Consider the following 21,742-nt stretch of genomic DNA (forward strand, 5'->3'; position numbering starts at 1 on the left):
TGCGCGCGCCTCATCCCGTTCCAAGGGCAGATCGATTTCGGCATCGCGACCGACCGTCAGTCGCGCGGCTCCGCCGGCAGCCATTGCATCGCCTTCTCGCCATCCACGAACCACGGCGCGGGGAGCTTGCGCCGGACCGGCCATAATTCGTCGAGCGTGTTCGCATCGAACAACTGCCCGCTGCGCATCACCAGCGACAGCGACTTCGTGTTGCCGATATCCGCCAGCGGATCGCTGTCGAACACCACCAGATCGGCATATTTGCCGACCTCTAGCGTCCCCATGTCGTCGAGCCGTCCGATCGTCTCGGCCGCACCCGCGGTCGCCGCGTGCAGCACCGCCATCGGCTTCATGCCGCCCAGCGCATGCGCCTCCATCTCGTAGTGGAAGCCGATGCCGGGCTCGTCGCCGTGCGAGCCCATGCCGACGAGCGCGCCTTTTTCGGCAAGCCTCGTGGCGTCGGCGGCGAGCACCGGCAGGCGCGACGCGTCGAGTGAACCCCATTCACGGCGCGCAAGTTTGTGCGCGATCGCGCTCGACGGCCAGAAGCGCTTCACCTTCGCGTCGAGCGCCGAGTCATATCGGGCGACATAATAATGCCGCCCCGCCGGTCCGCTCGTATTGACCAGCAAGGTCGCGACATAGCTGGTGCGCGTCAGCTGGTAGAGCTTGAGCACATCCTCGCCGAGGGGCGCGATCGGCAGCGCATGTTCGTTGCCCGCATAGCCGTCGAGTATCTGGGTGAGGATCAGCTTCGCGTTGTGACTTCCCTCGGTCGTCGGGAGCAGCCCCTGTTCGCGCGCGGCTATCGCGATCCACTGGCGAGTGACGCGGCTTTCGCCGCGATATTGCTTGATATTGCGCAGGCCCCAGGCTTCCCGATAGCGGCGCAGCACGCCGCGCACCTGATCCAGCGACGTGAAACGCTCCTTGGAAAAGAGCGCGGGCCCGGTCGAGCGCAGCCGCGGCCCGATAACGAGCCCCGCGTCGATCAGGTCCTGATAGGCGATCTGGTCGATGCCAAGCGTCGACGGGTCGAATGACGTCGTGACGCCATAGGCGAGCCGTGCGCGCAGGCCCCACTCCTCATAGCCGATGACGTTGCGGCGCACGCCACCGATATGATCGTGATCATCGATGAAACCCGGCATAACCGTCTTGCCGCCGAGTTCGCGCACCGGCGTTCCTGTGGGCACCGCGAAGCTGCCGCGTGGGCCGAGCGCGGCAATACGGTCGCCAGTGACGAGGATGTCGGCATCCTCGATCAGCTTGTCGCCGCCCGCCATCGTCAGCGCGCGCGCGCCGCGCAGCAGGATGCTTGCCCTCGGCCGTGCGCGCGGCAGCTCGGCGACCAGCTCGACATGCGAGGCGGGAACAGGCGCGCTCGTGTCGGGCAATATCTGCAGATAACTGCCGATCGACCAGATCAGGCTTCCATCGGCGCGCCAGTCGAAGAAATCGGCGCCCATGCCGGTGACCTTGCGCGCGGTGCCGCCGGGCGCGGTCAGATCGACCACAGCGCCCGGATCAGCGGGCACGGGTAGCACATAGAGCTGCTCGCTCGCCTGCGCCGCGAGCCATTTGCCGTCGGGACTGATCCTGATGTCGTCGGCATCCGCGAGCCGGTCGGAGAAATAATAGCCCTGCGCCTTCACCGTCGCGACAGGCCGACGCTCGCCGCTCGCAAGGTCGACCGCGATCAATCCCTCAGCGCCGAGCAGATAGGCGATATCCGTCCGCCCCTTGGTGAAATGGGGCCGCTGTCCGAGCGTTCCGCGCGTCACCACGCGTGCCGCCCCGCCCGTCGCCGGGATCGCCGCGAGTTCGGCCGGGCGCACCGTGCCGAATTCGAAGCTCGATTGCTGCCGTGCCGCGGCCGACGATCGCACGGCCAGGATCGTCGTACCGTCGGGTGTGTAGGCGGGATGTGTATAGAAGGCCGCGAGGTCGCTGACCTTTGCCGGCGCTTCCGAACCGTCGGCCGCGACCGTCCAGACCGCGCCGCCGCTACGCTCGCCCCAGGTCACATAGGTGATGCGCGATCCATCGGGACTCCAGCCGGGCAGCGAGGGCGCGTCGCCTGTGATCGGCAAGCGCACCGCAGCACCGCCGTCGACACCCTGGACATAGATGCTGCCGAGCGCTGCATAGGCAACGCGCTTGCCATCGGGCGAAGCGTTCGTCCCTTGCAACAATCTGGCGCGGACGGGGCCCGTCTGCTCGCGAAACGCGATGCGCGTGCCCGGTCCGACCGCAAGCTTCAGCCTGGCCGTAAAAGGCACGCGTGCCGCAGCCGCACCGTCAACCGGTCGCCGCTCGATCCTGCCCTCATAGGCAATCAGGATCGCCTTGCTGTCCGGGGTGAAGGCATAGCGCGGAATGAGGTCGAGCCAGGCCGCACCGTTCATCAGGTCGAGCGGCGCTGGCCCCAGGTCGCGGTCGATGCCCGTCGCCAGATCGCGAAGGCGCAGCCGCGTCTGAGCCATGCGCCGCGTCGCATAGGCGAGCAGCTTTCCGTCGGGGGAAATGACGGGGCGGAAGAAGGTCTCGCTGCTCGCCTCGCGCCCGCCCGAACTGCCGACCACGAGTTCCTCGGTGCCGGTTGCAAGGTCGCGACGCATGATCGTCCAGGGCACCGGTTCGTCGAACGAGAGGTCGCCGGTGCGCCGGGCATAATAGAGATATTTGCCGTCGCGCGATGCGGACGCGCCCAGAGTGCTTTGCCATGTGGCGCGCGGCGCGTCTTCGCCGGGCCTCGCCGGCACGACCAGCTCGCCCGGTCCGCCGTCTGTGGGATGGCGCCACAGCTCGTAGCGGTCGATGCGGATGCGGTAGCGGCTGACATAGACATATTTGCCGTCGGCGCTCCATTCAGGCGAGGTGCGCACCGCCCCCTCGTCCCCGTCGCTGATACGCCGCGCGCCGCTGCCGTCGGTGCGCGCGATCCAGACATTGTCGCCGCCCGACCGGTCGCTGACATAGGCGATCCACTTGCCGTCGGGCGAAAAGGTCGGCTGCACCTCGAACGCCATGCCGGTCGCGACCGGCACCGCGCGCCCGCCCTTTGCGGGCATCGCGTAGATCTCGCCGAGCATGTCGAAGAGGATCGTCCTGCCGTCGGGCGAGACGGCAAGCGACATGAAGGTGCCGCTCGTCACCTCATAGTCGAGCGTCCGGGCGGGCTTCATCGGCAGCGCAGACTGCGCCTCGGCACGGACGCAAACCGGAAGCGCAAGCACGGCTGTGGAAACCAGTACCAGCAGTGCCGGCCGCTTCATCGCCTCTCCCCCTTCGCACCCGTCTCAGTTCGGCTGCCACGTCTTCGACCCGGAAGCTGTCCGGATGATAGCGCGTCACCGCCTCGCCGCCGTCCCTGCCGGGGAATGCGGTGGAATCCGCGTTGACGAGGTAAAGCCGGCCGGTCCGGTGATCGATATCCATCATCCGCGCGCCGAAGCTGGTCCGCACCGTGGCGAGATGACGCAGCCCATCGGTACCCTCATGCCCGATCACCGTCATCGTTCCCTCATAGTTGCTCGACACGATCCGGTGACGATCCTCATCGATCGCGAGCGCGTCGAGCCCCTTGCCGATCGGAACGCGCGCTGTGACGGTTCCGGTTGCCGGATCGAGCAGGAACACCGAAGGCTTGTCCCCAGTGCACGCGCCAAGTAGGCGGCCCGTGTCCGCAAGATACTTCATCTTGGACACATTGCACCCGACATCCCAGCGCGCCTGTTCGCCAAGCGTCGCTGAATCGAGCTTGAGCACGATCCCGTCCATGCGCGCTGGTGCGTAGAGATGGCCTTTTCCGTCGGCGGCCGGGTCGTCCATCTTGCGGAACGGAAAGCGCGTGGTTGCGAGCAGCTTGCCCGTTGCCGCATCGATCGTGAACCAGGTCGATTCCGCCGGGCGCGAACCGGTGATGACATGGAGGCGGCCCGTCGCCGGATCGAGCGAACCGCTGTTGAGGCCGCCATCCCTGGCAAGCGGCGTGCGCGCGATCACCTTGAGCGACTTCAGTGCGAAGCTCAGCAGCGAGCCGTCGGCCATGGCGACATAGCCGCGATCATATTGGGGCAGCAGGATCGGGCCATTGGCGCGAGCAGAATTGGGCAGGGTCATCACCGCCCGCCCGTTGTCGACGTCATAGACGGTCAGCCCGTCCTTCAGCCGTGCCATAAACAGGCGGGCGCTGCCGGGCGCGAACTTCACATAGTCCCAGCCGGTGTCGCTGCTCGGCAGCGTCACGCTTGCCGCCATGACATAGGGTGGTTCGGAAGCGACCTCCCGGGCGGGAGCGCTGCCCGCGCACATGAGGGCGAAGCATGCGGCAACATGAATGAGCTTCATCGTCCGGACTCCGGTTACTTCGAGATCAGTTGAGATGGCCATGCGCGCGCGGTTCGCGCATCCTGAGCGCGACGACAAAGGCAAGTGCGCAGACGGCCGACACATACCAGGCGAAGAGCCCCTCATGCCCCATCTGCTTCAGCAGCAGCGCGGCATATTCAGCGGTCCCGCCAAAGATCGCCGAGGCGATCGCATGGCCGAGCCCTACCCCGAGCGCGCGCACGCTGGCGGGGAACAGCTCGGCCTTGAAGAGGCCCGAAACCGATGTGTAGAAGCTCATGATCGCCAGTGCCGCGAACACCAGCAGCCCTGCCGTCCACATGGTCTGGGCCTGCCCGATGGCGCCGAGCAGCGGAACCGCGAAGATCGTCATGCCGCCGCTGAAAATGAGCAGGTTGGTTCGGCGGCCGATCCGGTCGGACAGCGTACCGAGAACCGGCTGCAGCAACAGGAAGGCGAATGTGACGACCAGCATCGTCCGGCTCGCGATTGTGACGTCCATCCCCGCGGTATTGACGAGATATTTCTGCATATAGGTGGTGAAGGTATAGAGCGTCACCGCCCCTGCGGCACTCAGCGTCATGACCGTGAACATCGCGCGCGGATGGTGCATGAGCGCGGTGAGCGACCCGGCATCGCCCGGATTGCCCTGGGGTTCGGCGGTCTCGTGCATCAGGTCGCGAAAGAGGATGAAAACGCCCGCGAGTGCCGCCCCCAGGATGAAGGGCAGGCGCCAGCCCCATTCGCGGATCATGGCGTCGCTCATCGTCGCCTGGAGGAGGAAGACCACGAGCAGTGCGAACAGCTGCCCGCCGATCAGCGTGACGAACTGGAAGGAGGCGAAAAAGCCACGCCGTCCCGGTTCGGCGATCTCGCTCAGATAGGTTGCAGCCGCTCCATATTGGCCGCCCGTCGAAAAACCCTGCATCAGCCGCGCCACGAGCAGCAGCGCGGGCGCCGCGGCACCGATCGTTTCCCAGGTAGGCAACAGGCCGACGAGCAGCGATCCCGCGCCCATCATCACCACCGAGGCGATCATCGCTGACCGGCGCCCGTGCCGGTCGGCATAGCGGCCGAAATACCATCCGCCGAGCGGCCGCACCAGGAAGCCGGCAGCATAGATCGCAGCGACGTTCAGAAGCTGTGCGGTCCGGTCGCCAGCCGGGAAGAAGGCCGACGCAAAGTAGAGCGCGGTATAGGCATAGGCGTAGAAGTCATACCATTCGATCAGGTTGCCGACCGAGCCCGCGACCGCTGCACGCGCGCGCGTCCTGCGATCGAGCAGGTGAGTTTCGGCAGGACGCGTGTCCCCGTCGGCGGGCACGCCGATCTGCGCGGAAATCCGTGTCATTGTCCTCTCCCGTGCCGGCCTTTTGCGACCGGCATCCTCATATCAAAGTGCAAGTGCGCGCGAGCGCGCGGCAGCCGCCTCCACGACCGCGCAGGACAGCCGGTCGATCGCGCCGTTCGAATCCATCTCGGCGAGCCCCGCCGCCGTCGTGCCGCCGGGGCTGGTCACCTGCTCCCTGAGCCCGGCAAGGTCTGGCTCGAATTCCGCAAGCGCCGCAGCTCCGGTAAAGGTCGCGCGCGCCAGCTGCATTGCGAGCGGCGCGGGCAAGCCGGCCTCGACACCTGCCTTAGCCAGCGCTTCGGCGAAGCGGAAGAAATAGGCCGGCCCGCTCCCCGACAATGCGGTAACCGCATCGATCTGCGCTTCATCCCCGAGCCAGGCGACCGCGCCCGTTGTGGCAAGCAGCCGATCGACGCGGTCTGCATCACCGTCACGCAGCCCGGGCCCCGCGACGGCGGCAGTGATCCCCCTGCCGATCGCGGCAGGCGTGTTCGGCATCGCGCGCACGAGGCGACCCGTTCCGAGCACGCCCGCGAGCCGCGCGATGGTGATCCCCGCCATGATCGACACGAACAAGGCGCCGCGGTCGGCGAGCGGCCTCAGTGCATCGGCGAGGGCTGCGAATTGCTGCGGCTTGACCGCGAGCACGACGGTGAGCGCGTCGCCACCCTCGACGCTTTCGATCGCTTCGACGCGCGCAGAGCCCGGGGGCGGCGCGGCGAGCACCGGGTCATGGATCAACACGCGGTGCGAACCGGACCAGCCGCGCGCCATCGCGCCGCCCATCCGACCGCATCCGACCAGCAAGATGCTCATTGGCCGAGGTCGCGATAGCGCTCGGCCAGCAGGTCCTGGCGCGACCGGCTCGATGCCTGGCGCCCCTCGATGATCACGCTCACCGCATTGGTCGAGGGTTCAAGCGGATCGCCGTCCCAGACCACCAGGTCAGCGTCGCTGCCCGGGGTCAGCATGCCACCGCCCTGCCCCCATATCGCCAGCGGATTGACAGTCACCGCGCGCAGCGCCTCGATATAGCTCAGCCCGTTGGCGACCGAGATGCCCGCGCCCTCGCGCAACGCGAGCCCTGCATTATAGGTCATGTGGATCGCGCCCCCGGCCATGCCGAAGCCGACCTGCACGCCAGCGCGCTGAAGGATCGCGGCATTGTCCTGCCTTACGCCGAGCTGGTCGAACGCCATCGGCAGATTGGCCTGGGGATCGAGTATCACGGGTATCTTCGCGGCCGCGAGTTCGTCGGCGAGACGCCAGGCATCGGCCCCGCCGACGATGATCACCCTGACCCCGAGGTCCCGCGCCAGCAGCACCGCCTGACGGATGTCGGATTCGCGATTGGTCTGGATGGCGAGCGGCAGCTTGCCCGCAATGACGTCGCGGATCGCGAGATAGCTGTCATGGGGGCCGCCGGGGCCCGGCGCAGCAGGCGCGCCTCCACGCTTGTCCTTGCGCTTCCTGTCCGGGGCAGCGGCGGCTGCGGCCGCGCGCTTGCCGTCACTCAGCAGCTTGCGCAGCGCGCTCCATTGCTGCGCGCGCCCGCCCAGCCGGTCCCAGGCGCCCCCGCCGATCACCGTGTAGACCGCGACGCCGGGACGGTCGAGAATGTCGACGCCGTCGCGAAGCCGCGCGATCGCAGGTTCGCCGCTAAAGGGCGCCTGACGCGAGGGCGCGGGATAGATCAGCGCGCGCGTGATACCGTCGGCGCGCGCAAGGCTCACAAGCGTGGAATTTCCGTTGAGCGCGCGGCTGACATCATAGCCGGGATTGCGCTCGTCGGTGGACGCCTGGTCGCGCGTGTCGTCGGCCGAGGCAACCTCGACCAGCCCGATCTGCGTGGCGGCGTTGACGAACCCCGGTGTTACGGGCTTGCCGCGGGCGTCGATGACCACAGCACCCGCGGGTGCTGCGCCGCCCGCGCTCACCGAGGTGATGCGGCCATTCTCGACGAGGATCGTCGCGTTTCGAACCGGCTGGTCCGATTCCATCGTCCAGGCCTCGGCATTGACCACCGCCAGCGACTGCGCGGCGACCGGCGATGCCACCGCAAGCGCGATGAGGCTCACAAACATTCTCATGATCCGACCCCCTTGCGTCCCAGTTCGAAATCAGAGGCCGGAGCCGCGCGCGGCTTCGCGCGGTCAAAGGCAATGGCGCCATCGATCAGCACCAGATCGGCCTTGCTCCGGATGCTGAAGGGGTCACCCGACCACAGCACCACATCGGCCTGGAAACCCGGCGCGATCGTCCCGATGCGCTTGTCGAGGCCGAGCAGCCTTGCAGGATTGCTCGTCGTCCATTTGATCATCCGCTCTGGCGGTATGTCGATCCCGATCCTTCGCCCTGCCGCGGCGGCCTTGGCCGCCGCGATGTTGAGGCGCTGGCCATCGGCCGCGGAATCGGAATGCATCATCACGCAGACGCCCGCACGCTCGAGCAGCGGCGCCTCCGCGCGCACCGCGTCCTGCGCCTCCATCTTGAAGCCCCACCAGTCCGCCCAGACCGCAGCGCATGTGCCCGCCTCGCGGAGCAGTCCCGGTATCTTGTAGGCTTCGGTCGCGTGGTGGATCGCGCCGATCCGGAAGTCGAACTCCTTCGCGACCGACAGCATCGCCGCGATATCGCCCGCACGGTAGCAGTGGAGATTGACGCGGACGGCGCCCGACAGGATGCCCGCAAGCGCCTCGAGCTTGAGGTCGCGGGGCGGTGCCTGGGTGCCCGCGAGACGCGCGCGCTCGACCGAACGCTTGTAGCGCTGCGCGTCGATGAATGCCTGGCGCATATAGGCAATCACGCCCTGCCGGCTCGTCGGCCCGTCATTGTCCTTCTCGGCACCCCAGCTCTTGGGGTTCTCGCCGCACGCCATCTTGAAGCCCTGGACGCCGCCGGTCGCCTTCATGCCCCACACCGTCGGCGAACGCAGCGGCTTCACCACGACCGAGCGCCCCGCAAAGATCGGCGTCGAGCCCGGCAGGATCTGGATGGTGGTGACGCCGTTCGAGAGCGCGCGGTCAAAGGCCATGTCCTGCGCGTTCACCGCGGTCTCGATCCAGGTATCGGCAACATTGGGCGTGCTTTGCTCCGACACGTCCGACGCCTCGCGGTCGATCGAGGTCAGCGGCAGGACGAAGGTTCCGTCATGGCTGTGGACGTCGATCACCCCCGGCGTGACCCAGCGGCCCGTTGCATCGACCTCGCGCACCCCGGGATTGGCAAGGCCCTTGCCGACCGCGGCGATCCTGCCAGATCGCACCAGGACATCGCCGCCCTCGATGCGTCCGCCAGCACCATCGAGGATCGTCGCGTTGCGCAGCAGCATGTCGTCGGGCCCGGCCGGCTGATACCGGCTGGGGAACGGGTCCTCCTGCCATGGCGCGGGGGCGGCCCGCTGCGCCCCCACCGACATCGACACCGCCAGCAGCAATGCCGCGGCTATCGCTGAACCAAGCCTCGCCCCCAATGCCATCATTCCCGCCCCTTGTTGAACCGCCTCATCCATTCGACCGTCTGCGCGTCGGGCAGCGCCCCCAGGATCGTGCGCAGCGTTTCCCGCGTCTCGTCCTGCCCCAGCTTGAACTTCCCCGAAAGGCTCGTAATCGTTGCCCGGAACCCGATGATGCGATCCAGCATCGAATTGTATCGCTCACCCAGCTCGCCTGCGTCCCAGGGTTGGGGCCGCCCTTTCTCCATCGCATCGATGAGCAGCTCGAGCGAGGGCTCGGTGAGCGCGTCGTCGAAACGAATGTCCGCGCCGATCTTCGCCTGTGCATAATTCCATGTCGGCGCCCAGTCGCGCCGCCCGGCATGCTGCGGGCTGACATAGGCATCGGGGCCGGCGAACAGGATCGTGCCGCGCGGATTGCGCAGCAGCGCGTGATAGAGCGGGTTGGACCGCATGAGATGCCCGATCAGCTCGACCATCCGGCCGTCGCTGTCATAGACGCCGATCAGTGGCAGCAGGCTTGCCTCGAACGGCGCATCGCCGCCACAGACCCAGGCAAGCGGATAGGCCTCCACCAGCGCACGAATATCCGCATCACCAAATTCTTCGAACAGCCCCACCTGGCCCCCTGCTTGTCCTTGCCTCTGCGCAGCGTCGGCGGGCCCATACGTCCCGTTCAATGTCGGCTCGGCGGTCTTTACATGGCGTGTTTGTCTCGCAGCACTGGCACAGCAGCAAGCACCAAAACCGAAAAGTTCGGGGGACCAGTGGGCGTTGCGCATTCCACGGAGCCGCGTTAGGCTTGGTACCCGGCTTGCGCATGAATCCGGGGAGGGGGAGATCCAATGCTGCGTCCATTGCAGGTCAGCCTGAGAGACCGGATCGATCCCGCACGCGATGCGCCGATCTATATGCAGATCATCCAGGCGCTGATCCGCGACATCGAGCGCGGCCGCCTGACCTCGGGCACATACCTGCCGAGCAGCCGCGAGCTCGCGCAGCTGCTCGGGGTCAACCGCAAGACAGTGGTGCTCGCCTATGAGGACCTGATCGCGCAGGGCTGGCTCGATTCTGCGGGCACGCGCGGAACGCGGGTCGCGACCGCGCTTCCCGACCCCGTCAACCGGCACCATAACGAGGTCGAGGCGACGATGAGCAATGCCGCCATCGACTATCGCTTCGCGCCGCCGCCCGAGCGGCCGCTTGCGCTGCCCTCGGGCCCGGGTCTCAAGCTCGACGAGGGAGCGCCCGACGGGCGGCTCTTTCCCGCCGAACTGCTTGCCCGCGCCTATCGCACCGCCGCGCACCGGGCGTCGCGCGACAACGGCTTCCAGTATCGCGATCCGCGCGGTTCGCCGGCGCTGCGCGAGAATATCGCGACGATGCTCAGGAGCCAGCGCGGCCTGCCCGTGACCGCGGAGAATATCTGCATCACGCGCGGCAGCCAGAACGGCATCTTCCTTGCCGCACATGTCCTGCTTCAGCCTGGCGATTCGGTGATTGTCGAGGCGCTCACCTATGAGCCCGCGGTCGCAGCGTTCCGCGCGCTCGGTGCCAATATCCTACCCGTCGGGCTCGACGAGGACGGGATCGATCTCGATGCCGTCGAGCATGCCTGCCGGCGCAACGCGGTGCGTGCGGTCTTCGTGACCCCGCATCATCAGTTCCCGACCACGGTCTCGCTGCGCCCCGAGCGCCGCCTGCGGCTGCTCGATCTCGCGCGCCAGTTCGGCTTCGCGATCATCGAGGACGACTATGACCACGAATTCCATTTCGAATCGCAGCCGCTGCTGCCGATGGCGGGCTATGCGCCGGGGCTCGTCATCTATGTGGGCTCGATGTCGAAGCTGCTGCTGCCGGCGCTGCGCATCGGATATGTGGCCGCGCCGCCGCCCGTGATCGACGCGATCGCGCACATGGTCTCGCTGACCGACGGGATGGGCAATACGCTGACCGAGGATGCCGCGGCCGAACTGATCGAGAATGGCGAGCTTCGCCGCCATGCGCGCAAGGTCCGCCAGGTCTATGCAATGCGCCGCGAAGGTTTTGCAGCCGAGATCGACAGGACGCTCGGCGACCTGGTCGACTACCGCATGCCCGCGGGCGGGCTCGCCTTCTGGCTGCGCTTCAACACCGATCTCGACCAGATGGAGGCGCGCGCGGCCGCCATGGGGCTTCGCTTCGCCTCCTCGCGCTCCTTCATGACGCGCGACGATGCGCCGCAGGGCTTGAGGATCGGCTTTGCCAGCCTCAACCAGCATGAGGCGCGCACGGCGCTCGCCGCGCTCCGCAAGGCAGCGAGCTGAAACCGCATTGGTCCCATCAACTTAGCGAATGTTGGATGTTTTACGATCCATGCCAAGGATGGAGCGTTCAGGCCTTGGAGGAGGGAAAATTATGAAACTTCGTCTAGCACTTCTGTTCGCGGCCATGGCGATGCCGCACGCTCCCGCGGTCGCGCAGCAAGCGCCGGCGCCAGCCGCCGAAAGTGATGCATGGCCCGAGGCCTGGTTCGAGATCTTCAAGCTGGCGCCCGGCAAGCAGGAAGAGTTCATCCGCCGCATCGCGCAGGCCGACGAGGTCGCCGCCGCCGCCGGGCTGCCGCCGATCCAGATCTTCTTCCACGAGAATGGCGCCGATTTCGACGTCATCCTCTTCAAGCCCGTGACGGGCGTGAAGCTCTCCCCCGCGCAGGAAGAGGCGATGGCGAAAAAACGGCGCGAACTGGGCCTGCCGAGTGGCCCCGCCTATTTCGTCAACATTCGCGAGCTCGTTGCCGAGCATACCGATTCAAAGACCTATGGCCCGCTCTCGGCGGGCCGGTGGCTGGCGCGGCTCGACAAGTGGCGCGCCGAGAATCCGCCGCGCAAGGCAACCAGGTGATGATGGGCCGCCGCACTTTCCTCGCCCTGACCGGCGGAACCGCTGCGGCGGCCGTTGCGCGCGCCGCGTTCGCAGCCGGGGATGACCAGCTCGACACCGCTTATGTCAATGCGAGGGTCTGGACCGGTGCCGGACTGGACGTGCGCAGCGATGCAGTCGGGATCAAGGGGGAGCGCATCGCCGCCATTGGCGCGGAGGCGGTACGCGCGCATACGGGCCGGCGCACGCGCGTCGTCGATCTTAAGGGCGCGTTTGTGACCCCCGGTTTCATCGACCCGCATGTCCATTTCGTGAAAGCGTCGGTGATGCTGTCGCAGCCCTCGCTGCGCGATGCCGCCGACCCGAATGAATTCGTCGCCCGCATTGCCGCGGCGGCCAAAGCGCTGCCAAAGGGGCAATGGCTCGAGGGTGGCAACTGGGACCAGGACCGCTGGGGGGGCGAAATGCCGCATCGCTCCTGGATCGATCCGGTCACCCCTGACACGCCGGTCGCGGTGATCCGCTACGACCTTCACATGCTGCTCCTCAATTCGCTCGCTCTGAGGCTCGCGGGCATCGACCGCAACACCCCCGATGTGGCTGGCGGCGTCATCGAGCGCGACGCCAACGGCGAGCCGACCGGGATCATCAAGGATGCCGCCAGGGATCTCGTGCTGCGCGCGATCGGCGAGCCGACACCCGACCAGATCGACGCCGCCACGCGCCAGGGCATTGCGCTCGCGCTCAGCAAGGGCGTCACCCAGGTCCATCCGACCGAGCTGGATGCGATCACCTTCGATTCGACCAGGCGGCTTCGCGCGCATGGCGCAACTGGCCTGCGCTTCAGGCATTATCTCCCGCTCAAGGACTGGGAAGCCCAGGCGGCGCTGATCGCACGCGAGGGCCGCGGGGATGACTGGGTGCAATGGGGCGGCTGCAAGGTCGTCTTCGACGGCTCGCTGGGCTCAAGGACCGCGCGCTTCTACGAACCTTATGAAGACGAGCCCAGCACGCGCGGCATCGTCGTCACTGATCCTGCCGCTCTGCGCCACTGGATGCAGGGCGCCGACAAGGCGGGCATCCAGGTCACCGCGCACGCGATCGGCGACGAGGCGAACGACATCGTCCTCGACACAATGGCGGGCGTCACCGCCGCCAATGGCGCGCGCGACCGGCGTTTCCGCGTCGAGCATGTCCAGCACATGAAGCCGCAGGCCATCCCGCGCTTCGAAAAGCAGGGCATCATCGCGTCGGTGCAGCCCTATCATGCGATCGATGACGGACGCTGGGCGGTGCGCCGCATCGGCGCGGAACGCCTGAAGACAAGCTTCGCCTTCGGCTCGCTCGTCCGCTCGGGCGCACATGTCTGCATGGGTTCGGACTGGCCGGTCGCGCCGATCGATCCGCTCACGGGACTCGATGCAGCGATCAACCGCGAAACGCTTGACGGCAAGAATCCGCAGGGCTGGTTCCCCGAACAGCGCGTGACGCTGGCCCAGGCGATGCGAAGCTATACGCAGGAAGGCGCATATGCGGGGTTCAACGAAAAGCGATTGGGCCTGCTCGCGCCCGGTTTTCTTGCCGATCTCGTTGCCTGGGACACCGACTTCTTCGCGGTCAAGCCGCATGCGCTGGTCAAGGCAAAGGTGTTGCGGACGATCGTCGGTGGGGTCCAGTATTTCGGCTGAGTCTGCGGGGGCCCTGTAACATAACTGCCACTTGGCCCCCTTGCGCGCGAACAAACTGGATGTTTAGCGGCCCAACCAACGCAATATTGTTAAGGCGCCGATAACGGGCTTGGTTCCGGCCCTGCCGTATCGGGAGGGAGGACTCGATACCAATTTTGGGGGGATTTCATAATGGTTGCAAATCGCAGCATCTTTCGGGGAACGAGCCTGGTGGCCTTTTGCGCGGCGCTTGCCGCCGCCGCGCCGGTCCTCGCGCAGGAAGAGGTCACCGAGAGCGAGAACATCGTCGTCACCGCGCAGCGCGAGAACGAGACGCAGGTGATCCGCGGGGGCTCGCTCGGCGCGCTGGGCGACAAGGACGCGATGGAAGTGCCCTTCGCCATCAAGGCATATGGCGAGACGCTGATCCTCAACCAGCAATCACTGACGCTCGGCGCGGTGCTCGAGAACGATCCGTCGGTTCGGACCTCGCTTGGCTTTGGCAACGCCTCCGAGCAGTTCATCATCCGCGGCTTCCCGCTCTTTGGCGAGGATATCGCGATCGACGGGCTCTATGGCGTCACGCCGCGCCAGCTCGTCTCGCCGGAACTCTATGACCAGGTCCAGGTCCTGAACGGCGCGAGCGCGTTTCTGTTCGGCGCGGCACCCGGCGGCTCGGCGCTTGGTGGCACCGTCAACCTCCAGCCTAAGCGCGCGCGCGAAACCGACATCAACCGGGTAACGCTCAACTACCTGTCCGACTCGCATCTGGGCGGGGCCTTCGATTTCGGCCGCCGCTTCGGCACAGACAACGCCTTTGGCGTCCGGATCAACGGCGCTGGCCGCTGGGGCGACATCGCGATCGAGGACGAGTATCGCAGCTCGGTCGTCGTCGGCGGCGCAATCGACTGGCGCAGCGACAACGTCCGCGTCTCGCTCGACCTCGCCTATCAGCGCGCGAGGGTCCAGCATATGCGGCCCATGGTCCAGCTCTCGGGCGTGACCTTCATTCCCGAGCCGCCAAAGGCCAGCCTGAACTATGGCCAGGACTGGAACTTCACCACGCTTCGCGACATCTTCGGCATCTTCAAGTTCGAATATGACCTGAGCGAAAACTTTATGTTCTACGCGAGCGCCGGTGCGCGCGATGCGGCGGAACGCGGCAAATACCAGAGCTTCACCCTGCTCAATGCCACCACCGGCCTTGGCCGCGTGACGGGTTCGAAGATCCCGCGCAACGACAATAACGAGGCGGCACAGGTCGGCCTGCGCGGCGATTTCGCGACCGGACCGATCAGCCATGAGATCAATGTTGGCGGTTCGCACAGCCGCTATATCAACCGCAACGCCTTTGCCTTCGGTCCCTTCACCGGCACGCCCAACAACCTGTTCAATCCCGTCGACGTGCCCGAACCCGTCTTTGGCGCGGGCCTGCTGGGAGGCGATCTCGAGGACCCGAACCCGGCCAACCGGACACGCCTCAACAGCCTGTTCTTCTCCGACACACTCGGCGCGTTCAACGAGGTCGTGGAACTCACGCTTGGCCTTCGGCGCCAGCAGATCTATTTCCGCTCCTACAATGTCACGACGGGCGTCCGGACGAACCGCTACAAGGAAAGCGCGACGACCCCCGTGGTCGGCCTCGTCATCCGTCCGACCGAGACCGTCTCGCTCTATGCTAACCGGATCGAGGGTTTGGCACAGGGGCCGGTCGCGCCCGCGGGCACGATCAATGTCGGCGAGGTGTTCCCACCCTTCAAGACCGTGCAATATGAGCTTGGCGGCAAGGTCGCGCTCGGCCGGTTCAACGCCTCGGTCGCGCTGTTCACGACCGATCGCCCGCAGGCGCTCACCATCCAGAACAGCGCGGGCCAGAGCGAGTTCACGGTCAACGGCCTCCAGCGCAACAAGGGCATCGAGTTCAGCGTCGACGGCGAGCCCCTCGATGGCCTGCGCGTCATCGCCGGACTCTCGCTCACCGACGCCAAGCAGCGCAAGACGACGCGCGGCTTGACCGACGGGCTCGATGCGATCGGTGTTCCCGAATATACCGCCAACGCCAATGTGGAATGGGATCTTGGCTTTCTGCCTGGCCTGACGCTAACCGGCCGCCTCATGCAGACCGGCAAGCAGCAGGTGAATCTCACCAACACGCTCGACCTGCCCAGCTGGACGCGTTTCGACCTTGGCGCACGCTACGTCGTCGCGGCAGGCGATGTGCCGATCACCTTCCGCTTCAATATCGATAATGTGGCGAACGAGAATTACTGGTCGTCGTCGCTTGGCGGCTATCTCGTCCAGGGCATGCCGCGCACCTTCAAGACTTCGGCGACGATCGAATTCTGAGGCGCGCGGAGCGGACCTCTCAACTTGGCCCGGCCAGAAACGGCCGGGCCTTTTCATGTCCGCAAGCGGCCGGGGCCGCCCGGCACGGACCGCCGCGCATTGGTCCCCTTACCTACGCAAAAAGTGGATGTTTTTCGGTCCCATGCTGCCCGCCATGCCGTTGCCATGACCGCACCCCTTCCCTCGCTGCGTCCGTCGCTGCGCCGCCGGCTTCTCACCGTCCATCGCTGGCTGAGCCTTGGCGCGGCGATATTCTGGCTGCTTCAGGCAATCACCGGCATCCTGATCGTATTTCATTGGGAAATCACCGACGCGACCATCTCGTCGGTCCATCGCGCGACCGATCTCGCCGCGATCGAGCGCCGGATTGACGCGCTCGTACCTCCGGGCAGCAGCGGCACAGTGCGTGCGGTCTGGACGACGGCGGGAGCGCCCGATCGGTACAACATCTATTACGCCGATGGCGCAGGTACCAGCAGCTCGCGCCGCATTGCCGGCGACGGAACCGTCTTGCACGCGCCGCGCAGCGACGAGACCACGGTCATGGGCTTCCTCGTTGGTTTCCATCACGATCTGCTGGGCTCTTGGGGCAACTGGATCGTATCGATCAGCGGCATCCTGCTCTGCTCCAACCTGGTTCTGGGCCTGGTCGCGGCCTGGCCGCGGCGCGGCACGTGGCGGCTTGCGCTCACGCCCGCGACCCGCGGCGGCGGCATCGCCCGCCTCTATTCGTGGCACCGCGCGGTTGGTCTATGGGCGGTGATCCCCGCGCTGATCATTGCCACTACGGGCACGATGCTCAAGTTCGAAGGCGGAATCGCCAAGCTGATCGGCGCCACGCCCGTCTCGCTTCCCTCCAATCCGCCGACGGGACGCCCCGTCGGTTTCGCCGCCGCAGCCGGGGCCGCGCTCGCGGCCATCCCCGGCAGTCGCCTGACGCAGGTTGCCTGGCCCGAGGACGGTGACGCGACCTGGCGCGTCCGCGTCCGCGCGCCGGGCGAAATCCGCCGAGCCTATGGCGGCACCCTTGTCCTCGTCGACGCGAACAGCGGCGTGGTTCGCGGCACCTGGCCGATCGCCGAGGCCGAGCCCGCTCGCGCTTTCATGAGCGCGTTGTTTCCGATTCATACCGGCGAGGCAGGAGGACTGCCCGGCCGCCTCCTCTCGATCGCCATCGGCCTGTGGCTGATCACGATGATCGTGGTGGGGACGCTGCTTTGGTTCAAGCGCCGCAAGCGGCGCCCAACCGGGCAATAACCATGCGCATAATGCTTTCTCTTCTTGCCGGAACGGCACTCGTTTTCGCGTCGTCGGCGCATGCCGAGGAAGATCGCATCGGCGCGCTGGAACGCCGGCTCGCCGAGCAGCAGCAACGTATCCAGCAGCTCGAGACGCTGGTCGCGGCACAGGCCGCGCGCCTCGAGCATCTCGACGCTCCGGCACCGGTTCCGGCTATCCCGGCGTCCGTCGCTGCCGTCGCGGCATTCCCCTCCGCCCCTCCGCCCGCGGCTGCAACGACCGCATCGGCCGCGCGCGCCAGCGAGACGATCGCCATGCGCATTCCCGGGCTGGACGTCAGCGGCGATCTTCGCATCCGGCAGGAGTGGAACACTGGCGGGGCGCGTGCGCGCGCGCGTTCGGTTCTTCGGGCCCGCCTGCGCGCAACCTACGCCGCCACCGACAAGCTCTCGATCGGCGGCCAGATCACGACCGGAGATCCCGACGATCCCAATTCGACCGACGTCACGCTGGGCAATTTCCTCGACGACTTTGCCGTCTCGCTCGACCAAGCCTGGATCCGCTACGCCAATGGCGGCCTCACCGTCCAGGCGGGCAAGTTCCCGCAGATATTCCAGCGCACCGACATGGTGTGGGACGGCGACGTTTCGCCGCAGGGCGCGGCCGTCTCCTACAGCGCGAAGGCCGGTGCCGCCCGGCTCGACGCGCGCGCTCTCTATTTCGTCGTCGACGAAGCCCCACTCGCGCGCGACAGCGACATGCTGGGCGGACAGGTCGCCTTTGCAGCCCCACTGGCGGAAGGCGTCAGGCTGGGCCTCTCCGGGAGCTATTATCATTATCGCCTAGGCTCGGTCACGGGTGCTGATGCCGGCGACTTTCGCGGCAATCTCGTCTCGGGCGGCCATTATCTCTCCGATTTCCACCTGATCGAAGGAATCGGCACGCTCAACTGGACCGGTGCCTCGGCGCGCTGGCCGCTCAGCTTCACCGCGGATGTCGTGCGCAATCTGGGCGCCGCGGTCCCCGGCGATACGGGTTTCAATCTGGAGCTCGCCGCGGGCCGCACCGCGCAGGCCGGCGATTGGCGCATCGCGTACAATTATTCGGACGTCGAGGTGGACGCGGTCCTCGCCGCCTTCGCCCATGACAATATCGATCTCTCGACCAATTACCGGCTTCACGGCCTCGCCATCGGCTATGTCCCGGCAAGCAACCTGCAGCTCGATCTCGCCTGGTACCATTATCGCCCGCTCGACGCCGCCTATGCGGCCGCCCTGTCGGCTTCGCATTGGCTCGATCGCGTGCGGCTCAACTTCATGGTGCAGTTCTGAGCCTGCTACCCGCCCTCATCCTCGCATCGTCCGGTGTTCCCGCAGGCGAGGACGCGGCTGCTGCGCACGCGGCCGAGCGCCACCTGCCCCGCAGCCATATGCACGTGCCCGAGAAGGCAGCAGAGGACGGGCCGCCGCTTGCCCTGCAGGTCACCTATACCGGCGAACTGATCGGCAATCCCGCAGGCGGCGTCAGGCACGGCGCGCGCTATCTCGATAATCTCGACATCGTGTTCGACGCGGACATGGACAGACTCGCCGGCTGGACCGGTGCGCACATCCATATCTACGGTCTCTACAATAACGGAAACGCGATCAGCGCTCTGGTCGGCGACGCCCAAGCGGTGAGCAATATCGAAACCGGCGACCGCGCCTTGCGCCTGTACGAGGCCTGGATCGACCAGTCGCTGAACGAAGCCGTATCGCTTCGCGTCGGCCTCTACGATCTCAATTCCGAATTCGACGCGCTCGACACCGCCAATCTGTTCGTCAGCAGCCCGCACGGGATCGGCACCGATTTCGCGCAGAGCGGGCGAAACGGTCCCTCGATCTTTCCGTCCACCTCGCTGGCCGCGCGGCTGAGGATAACCCCGGCCGGTGGCTGGGCGATCCGTGCAGCCGTCCTCGACGGCGTTCCGGGCGATCCGGACCATCCCGGCCGCACGGCCGTCCGCTTGGGCGACGGCGATGGCGCGTTGCTGGTCGGCGAGGTCGAGGCGCCGCTGGGGAAAGGAAAGCTGCTGCTCGGCCATTGGCGCTACACTGGCCGCTTCGACCTCAACCATGGGCGCGGCACGGGCAAGGGCAATGCCGGCACCTATGTCCGCGCCGAGCTTCCACTCGTCGCGCAGCCGCAGGGCAGCATCGCCGGCTTCATGCGGCTGGGCACCGCCAGCGACCGGTTCAACATGTTCGATTTCTTCACAGGCGCGGGCCTCAAATTCACCGGCTGGCTCCCGGGCCGCGACAAGGACGAATTCGGCGTCGCGCTGGCGGCCGCCTTTACCTCGGACTCCTACCGCGCGCGCACCGGCGCGACGTCGGCGGAAGTCGCGCTCGAGGCGAGCTACCGCGCTCAGCTGACGCCCTGGCTCGCCCTGCAGCCCAACATCCACTATATCCGCCGTCCTTCGAGCGATGCCGGCATTGCCGACGCCCTGGTTCTCGGCATCCGGGCCGAAGCGAGCTTCAACCTGATCGGGCTTTGATAGCGCGGCGCAACGCGCCTTCGCCGATGGCTTTGGCGCGGCGCAAGCGCGCCGCGTCCCAATCGTGCGCCATCGAATCTCGCGAGCAGCCACCTTGGCCATCAGAGAACAAACTCTGTCGATTGCGGTTGCTGGATCGTGAACCCATGAACGAAGCGTCGTAAAGCGACCGCATCCGGCTGTTCAGCTACATGATCGCGCCAGACGGGTTTCCCGAGGTTGTTCCGATCCGCCACGCCGCAAGCTGTCATTCTCGCATCGGCGATGCGAGGCGTGCAATCGGCGTCGGATGGTTCGCCTGCGGCTTGTCGTTGGAGCCGCCGAAGACGGAAAATCGTCACGCTACCGCCGGGATGCGCCGGGCGCTGGCAACTGCCATTGCCCCTGCGCCACACTGGCCGTCAGCACGGCTGATTGCGTGACGAGAAACGGCCATTCAGTTCCCGTGGGAGCGAGCGAGTGCAGCGCGATCGGCTCGACCTTGATCGACCTTCCCGTAAATCGATTCCGACGGCGATTCTCTCCATAGACCCGATCATTTGCATACATGTCAAAAATGACATATGCCGCTTTTGACATGTTGACGATTCGCGAGCGCCTCGAAGAATTTGTCCGCCGCATGAATGCGGCTCCGGCTTGCTCGTCCTTTACCGAGGCGTTCGACCTGCTTGGCCGCACCTTGATCGAGATCGAGGACGCATTTTCGGGCATCGCCTATGATGCGGCCTATCCGCGCGACGACGGACGCATGTATCCACCGAAGGAGGACGCGCGTCGCGAGGTTCCGGGCCGTACGGATCTCCAGTGCTTTCGCAGCAAGCAGCATAGAACCTATTTCAGTGAGGAGGGCGCCATTCTCATTGCGGATCTGAAGGGCCATATCCTGTTGGACAAATCCGGAAGCGACGGAAGGAGCATCGGCTTATGAACAAGGACATCAAGCAGTTCGTCGAATTGCTGCAATCGGAAGCCGCCGTAGCGTTCGAGATCGATGCCCCTGCGAATGCGGATGGCGTATGGTGGATCGATATCGAGATCGACGGAATGCAGAGCAACATACTTTGGCAGAAGTCGCTCGGCTTCGGGGTCTATTCGCGAGAGAGCAGCTATGGCGGGCGCCCGCAGGAAATCTATCGCAAGCCCGCGGAAGCCAGCGCCCGAATTCTCCAACTGGCAGCGCAGTGGCGCAGGGATGCGAAACTCCATGCGCTGGGCTTGAAAGAGCTCAGGCATCTAGTCGGAGGGACCCAGCTTGATGTGGCGAAGGTGCTGGACACCGATCAGGCCAGAATTTCGAAGCTGGAGAAAGCCGGCGACATGAAGCTCAGCATGTTGATTGCGTATCTTAATGCCATTGGCGGGACGCTTGAACTACGCGCTCATTTTCCATCGTTCGAAGCGCCGATTGAGCCCGTCGATCCCCTTGTGGTTAGAGGAAGGGCCAAGCATGCAGCTTAATCTTCTCGTACTGCGCGCACGCGATCCCCAACGGCTGGCGGAATTTTATGCGCTGCTGGGGCTTCGTTTCGCCCGCGAAAAACATGGCTCGGGCCCCGATCACATGGCGTGCGATACGGGGCGCGGAATTCTGGAAATCTATCCTTGCACCGATCCGTCCAGCAGTACGCGGGCCGTGAGGCTTGGTTTTGCCGTCGACGATCTCGACGCGCGATGCCGCGCTGTCGAGGACAGTTGGGGCAAGCTCGTTCGCGAGCCACGCCACACGAGTTGGGGACGATGCGCGACGATTGAGGATCCTGAAGGGCATAGGATCGACCTAGTCGAAGCATAGGCGGTCCCCGGGGCCTGCTTGCTGAGATGAGCCTCCCAGGCCTTCGGCCGCGTGAGCGTGCGTGTCCGCCGTCAGCACCAATGGCACAGATTTGAGGTTGTGAATTAAGGAGGATTTGGGTCTCGTCGTAGTGACGAAG

17 protein-coding genes are annotated in these 21,742 nt (G+C 66.1%); 10 read left to right on the forward strand and 7 right to left on the reverse strand.

Annotated elements, in window-relative coordinates; all coding sequences use genetic code 11:
- Window positions 1-56: 56 nt before the first annotated feature.
- From AC3WJD_RS13505 to AC3WJD_RS13535, 7 genes are read right to left on the reverse strand one after another with little or no spacing between them, the layout of a single operon-like run.
- A complete protein-coding gene (locus AC3WJD_RS13505) occupies window positions 57-3,278 on the reverse strand; it encodes an amidohydrolase family protein (protein ID WP_492747194.1) in 3,222 nt (1,073 codons plus the stop codon).
- On the reverse strand, window positions 3,160-4,353 hold the full coding sequence (locus AC3WJD_RS13510) for a YncE family protein (RefSeq protein ID WP_492747195.1): 1,194 nt from the start codon (window positions 4,351-4,353) through the stop codon (window positions 3,160-3,162). Before AC3WJD_RS13510 ends, AC3WJD_RS13505 begins: the two co-directional genes overlap by 119 nt.
- A gap of 25 nt (window positions 4,354-4,378) precedes the next feature.
- A complete protein-coding gene (locus AC3WJD_RS13515) occupies window positions 4,379-5,704 on the reverse strand; it encodes an MFS transporter (protein ID WP_492747196.1) in 1,326 nt (441 codons plus the stop codon).
- A 42-nt stretch (window positions 5,705-5,746) separates the two neighbouring features.
- Window positions 5,747-6,520, reverse strand: a complete 774-nt coding sequence (gene proC, locus AC3WJD_RS13520; protein WP_492747197.1) for a pyrroline-5-carboxylate reductase — start codon at window positions 6,518-6,520, stop codon at window positions 5,747-5,749.
- A complete protein-coding gene (locus tag AC3WJD_RS13525) occupies window positions 6,517-7,794 on the reverse strand; it encodes an amidohydrolase family protein (RefSeq protein ID WP_492747198.1) in 1,278 nt (425 codons plus the stop codon). The genes proC and AC3WJD_RS13525 overlap by 4 nt, the downstream gene beginning before the upstream one ends.
- Window positions 7,791-9,185 carry an amidohydrolase family protein gene (locus tag AC3WJD_RS13530; protein WP_492747199.1) on the reverse strand — a complete coding sequence of 465 codons (1,395 nt, stop codon included), beginning with the start codon at window positions 9,183-9,185 and terminating at the stop codon, window positions 7,791-7,793. Before AC3WJD_RS13530 ends, AC3WJD_RS13525 begins: the two co-directional genes overlap by 4 nt.
- Complete coding sequence (locus AC3WJD_RS13535) at window positions 9,182-9,778, reverse strand: FMN-binding negative transcriptional regulator (protein ID WP_492747200.1); 597 nt, start codon at window positions 9,776-9,778, stop codon at window positions 9,182-9,184. Before AC3WJD_RS13535 ends, AC3WJD_RS13530 begins: the two co-directional genes overlap by 4 nt.
- A 225-nt stretch (window positions 9,779-10,003) precedes the next feature.
- On the opposite strand from AC3WJD_RS13535, the gene pdxR reads away from it, so the two are divergent.
- The 10 genes from pdxR to AC3WJD_RS13585 all read left to right on the forward strand — a co-directional run bounded on the left by pdxR (window position 10,004) and on the right by AC3WJD_RS13585 (window position 21,603).
- The gene (gene pdxR / locus AC3WJD_RS13540; RefSeq protein ID WP_492747202.1) at window positions 10,004-11,464 is read left to right on the forward strand and encodes a MocR-like pyridoxine biosynthesis transcription factor PdxR; all 1,461 of its coding nucleotides are present in this window, start codon (window positions 10,004-10,006) and stop codon (window positions 11,462-11,464) included.
- A gap of 91 nt (window positions 11,465-11,555) precedes the next feature.
- The gene (locus tag AC3WJD_RS13545) at window positions 11,556-12,041 is read left to right on the forward strand and encodes a hypothetical protein (protein ID WP_492747203.1); all 486 of its coding nucleotides are present in this window, start codon (window positions 11,556-11,558) and stop codon (window positions 12,039-12,041) included.
- A complete protein-coding gene (locus AC3WJD_RS13550) occupies window positions 12,041-13,708 on the forward strand; it encodes an amidohydrolase (RefSeq protein WP_492747204.1) in 1,668 nt (555 codons plus the stop codon). The genes AC3WJD_RS13545 and AC3WJD_RS13550 overlap by 1 nt, the downstream gene beginning before the upstream one ends.
- Before the next feature lie 171 nt (window positions 13,709-13,879).
- On the forward strand, window positions 13,880-16,033 hold the full coding sequence (locus AC3WJD_RS13555; protein ID WP_492747205.1) for a TonB-dependent receptor: 2,154 nt from the start codon (window positions 13,880-13,882) through the stop codon (window positions 16,031-16,033).
- A gap of 165 nt (window positions 16,034-16,198) precedes the next feature.
- The gene (locus AC3WJD_RS13560) at window positions 16,199-17,290 is read left to right on the forward strand and encodes a PepSY-associated TM helix domain-containing protein (protein ID WP_492747206.1); all 1,092 of its coding nucleotides are present in this window, start codon (window positions 16,199-16,201) and stop codon (window positions 17,288-17,290) included.
- An 11-nt stretch (window positions 17,291-17,301) separates the two neighbouring features.
- The gene (locus tag AC3WJD_RS13565; RefSeq protein ID WP_492747207.1) at window positions 17,302-18,603 is read left to right on the forward strand and encodes a putative porin; all 1,302 of its coding nucleotides are present in this window, start codon (window positions 17,302-17,304) and stop codon (window positions 18,601-18,603) included.
- A 98-nt stretch (window positions 18,604-18,701) separates the two neighbouring features.
- Window positions 18,702-19,811 carry a carbohydrate porin gene (locus AC3WJD_RS13570; protein WP_492747208.1) on the forward strand — a complete coding sequence of 370 codons (1,110 nt, stop codon included), beginning with the start codon at window positions 18,702-18,704 and terminating at the stop codon, window positions 19,809-19,811.
- Between the two features lie 556 nt (window positions 19,812-20,367).
- Window positions 20,368-20,739 carry a hypothetical protein gene (locus AC3WJD_RS13575; protein ID WP_492747209.1) on the forward strand — a complete coding sequence of 124 codons (372 nt, stop codon included), beginning with the start codon at window positions 20,368-20,370 and terminating at the stop codon, window positions 20,737-20,739.
- Window positions 20,736-21,269 carry a helix-turn-helix domain-containing protein gene (locus AC3WJD_RS13580; protein WP_492747210.1) on the forward strand — a complete coding sequence of 178 codons (534 nt, stop codon included), beginning with the start codon at window positions 20,736-20,738 and terminating at the stop codon, window positions 21,267-21,269. The genes AC3WJD_RS13575 and AC3WJD_RS13580 overlap by 4 nt, the downstream gene beginning before the upstream one ends.
- The gene (locus tag AC3WJD_RS13585; protein WP_492747211.1) at window positions 21,259-21,603 is read left to right on the forward strand and encodes a VOC family protein; all 345 of its coding nucleotides are present in this window, start codon (window positions 21,259-21,261) and stop codon (window positions 21,601-21,603) included. The genes AC3WJD_RS13580 and AC3WJD_RS13585 overlap by 11 nt, the downstream gene beginning before the upstream one ends.
- The last annotated feature ends 139 nt before the right edge of the window (window positions 21,604-21,742 follow it).

This window comes from Sphingobium sp. FW306-1B-F04DB, from assembly GCF_058781925.1.

Bases quoted from the DNA above. Each gene is read 5' to 3' on its own strand.
- AC3WJD_RS13505 (WP_492747194.1), bottom strand. From the start codon at position 3,278: ATGAAGCGGCCGGCACTGCTGGTACTGGTTTCCACAGCCGTGCTTGCG.
- AC3WJD_RS13510 (WP_492747195.1), bottom strand. From the start codon at position 4,353: ATGAAGCTCATTCATGTTGCCGCATGCTTCGCCCTCATGTGCGCGGGC.
- AC3WJD_RS13515 (WP_492747196.1), bottom strand. From the start codon at position 5,704: ATGACACGGATTTCCGCGCAGATCGGCGTGCCCGCCGACGGGGACACG.
- proC (WP_492747197.1), bottom strand. From the start codon at position 6,520: ATGAGCATCTTGCTGGTCGGATGCGGTCGGATGGGCGGCGCGATGGCG.
- AC3WJD_RS13525 (WP_492747198.1), bottom strand. From the start codon at position 7,794: ATGAGAATGTTTGTGAGCCTCATCGCGCTTGCGGTGGCATCGCCGGTC.
- AC3WJD_RS13530 (WP_492747199.1), bottom strand. From the start codon at position 9,185: ATGATGGCATTGGGGGCGAGGCTTGGTTCAGCGATAGCCGCGGCATTG.
- pdxR (WP_492747202.1), top strand. From the start codon at position 10,004: ATGCTGCGTCCATTGCAGGTCAGCCTGAGAGACCGGATCGATCCCGCA.
- AC3WJD_RS13545 (WP_492747203.1), top strand. From the start codon at position 11,556: ATGAAACTTCGTCTAGCACTTCTGTTCGCGGCCATGGCGATGCCGCAC.
- AC3WJD_RS13550 (WP_492747204.1), top strand. From the start codon at position 12,041: ATGATGGGCCGCCGCACTTTCCTCGCCCTGACCGGCGGAACCGCTGCG.
- AC3WJD_RS13555 (WP_492747205.1), top strand. From the start codon at position 13,880: ATGGTTGCAAATCGCAGCATCTTTCGGGGAACGAGCCTGGTGGCCTTT.
- AC3WJD_RS13560 (WP_492747206.1), top strand. From the start codon at position 16,199: ATGACCGCACCCCTTCCCTCGCTGCGTCCGTCGCTGCGCCGCCGGCTT.
- AC3WJD_RS13565 (WP_492747207.1), top strand. From the start codon at position 17,302: ATGCTTTCTCTTCTTGCCGGAACGGCACTCGTTTTCGCGTCGTCGGCG.
- AC3WJD_RS13570 (WP_492747208.1), top strand. From the start codon at position 18,702: ATGCACGTGCCCGAGAAGGCAGCAGAGGACGGGCCGCCGCTTGCCCTG.
- AC3WJD_RS13575 (WP_492747209.1), top strand. From the start codon at position 20,368: ATGACATATGCCGCTTTTGACATGTTGACGATTCGCGAGCGCCTCGAA.
- AC3WJD_RS13580 (WP_492747210.1), top strand. From the start codon at position 20,736: ATGAACAAGGACATCAAGCAGTTCGTCGAATTGCTGCAATCGGAAGCC.
- AC3WJD_RS13585 (WP_492747211.1), top strand. From the start codon at position 21,259: ATGCAGCTTAATCTTCTCGTACTGCGCGCACGCGATCCCCAACGGCTG.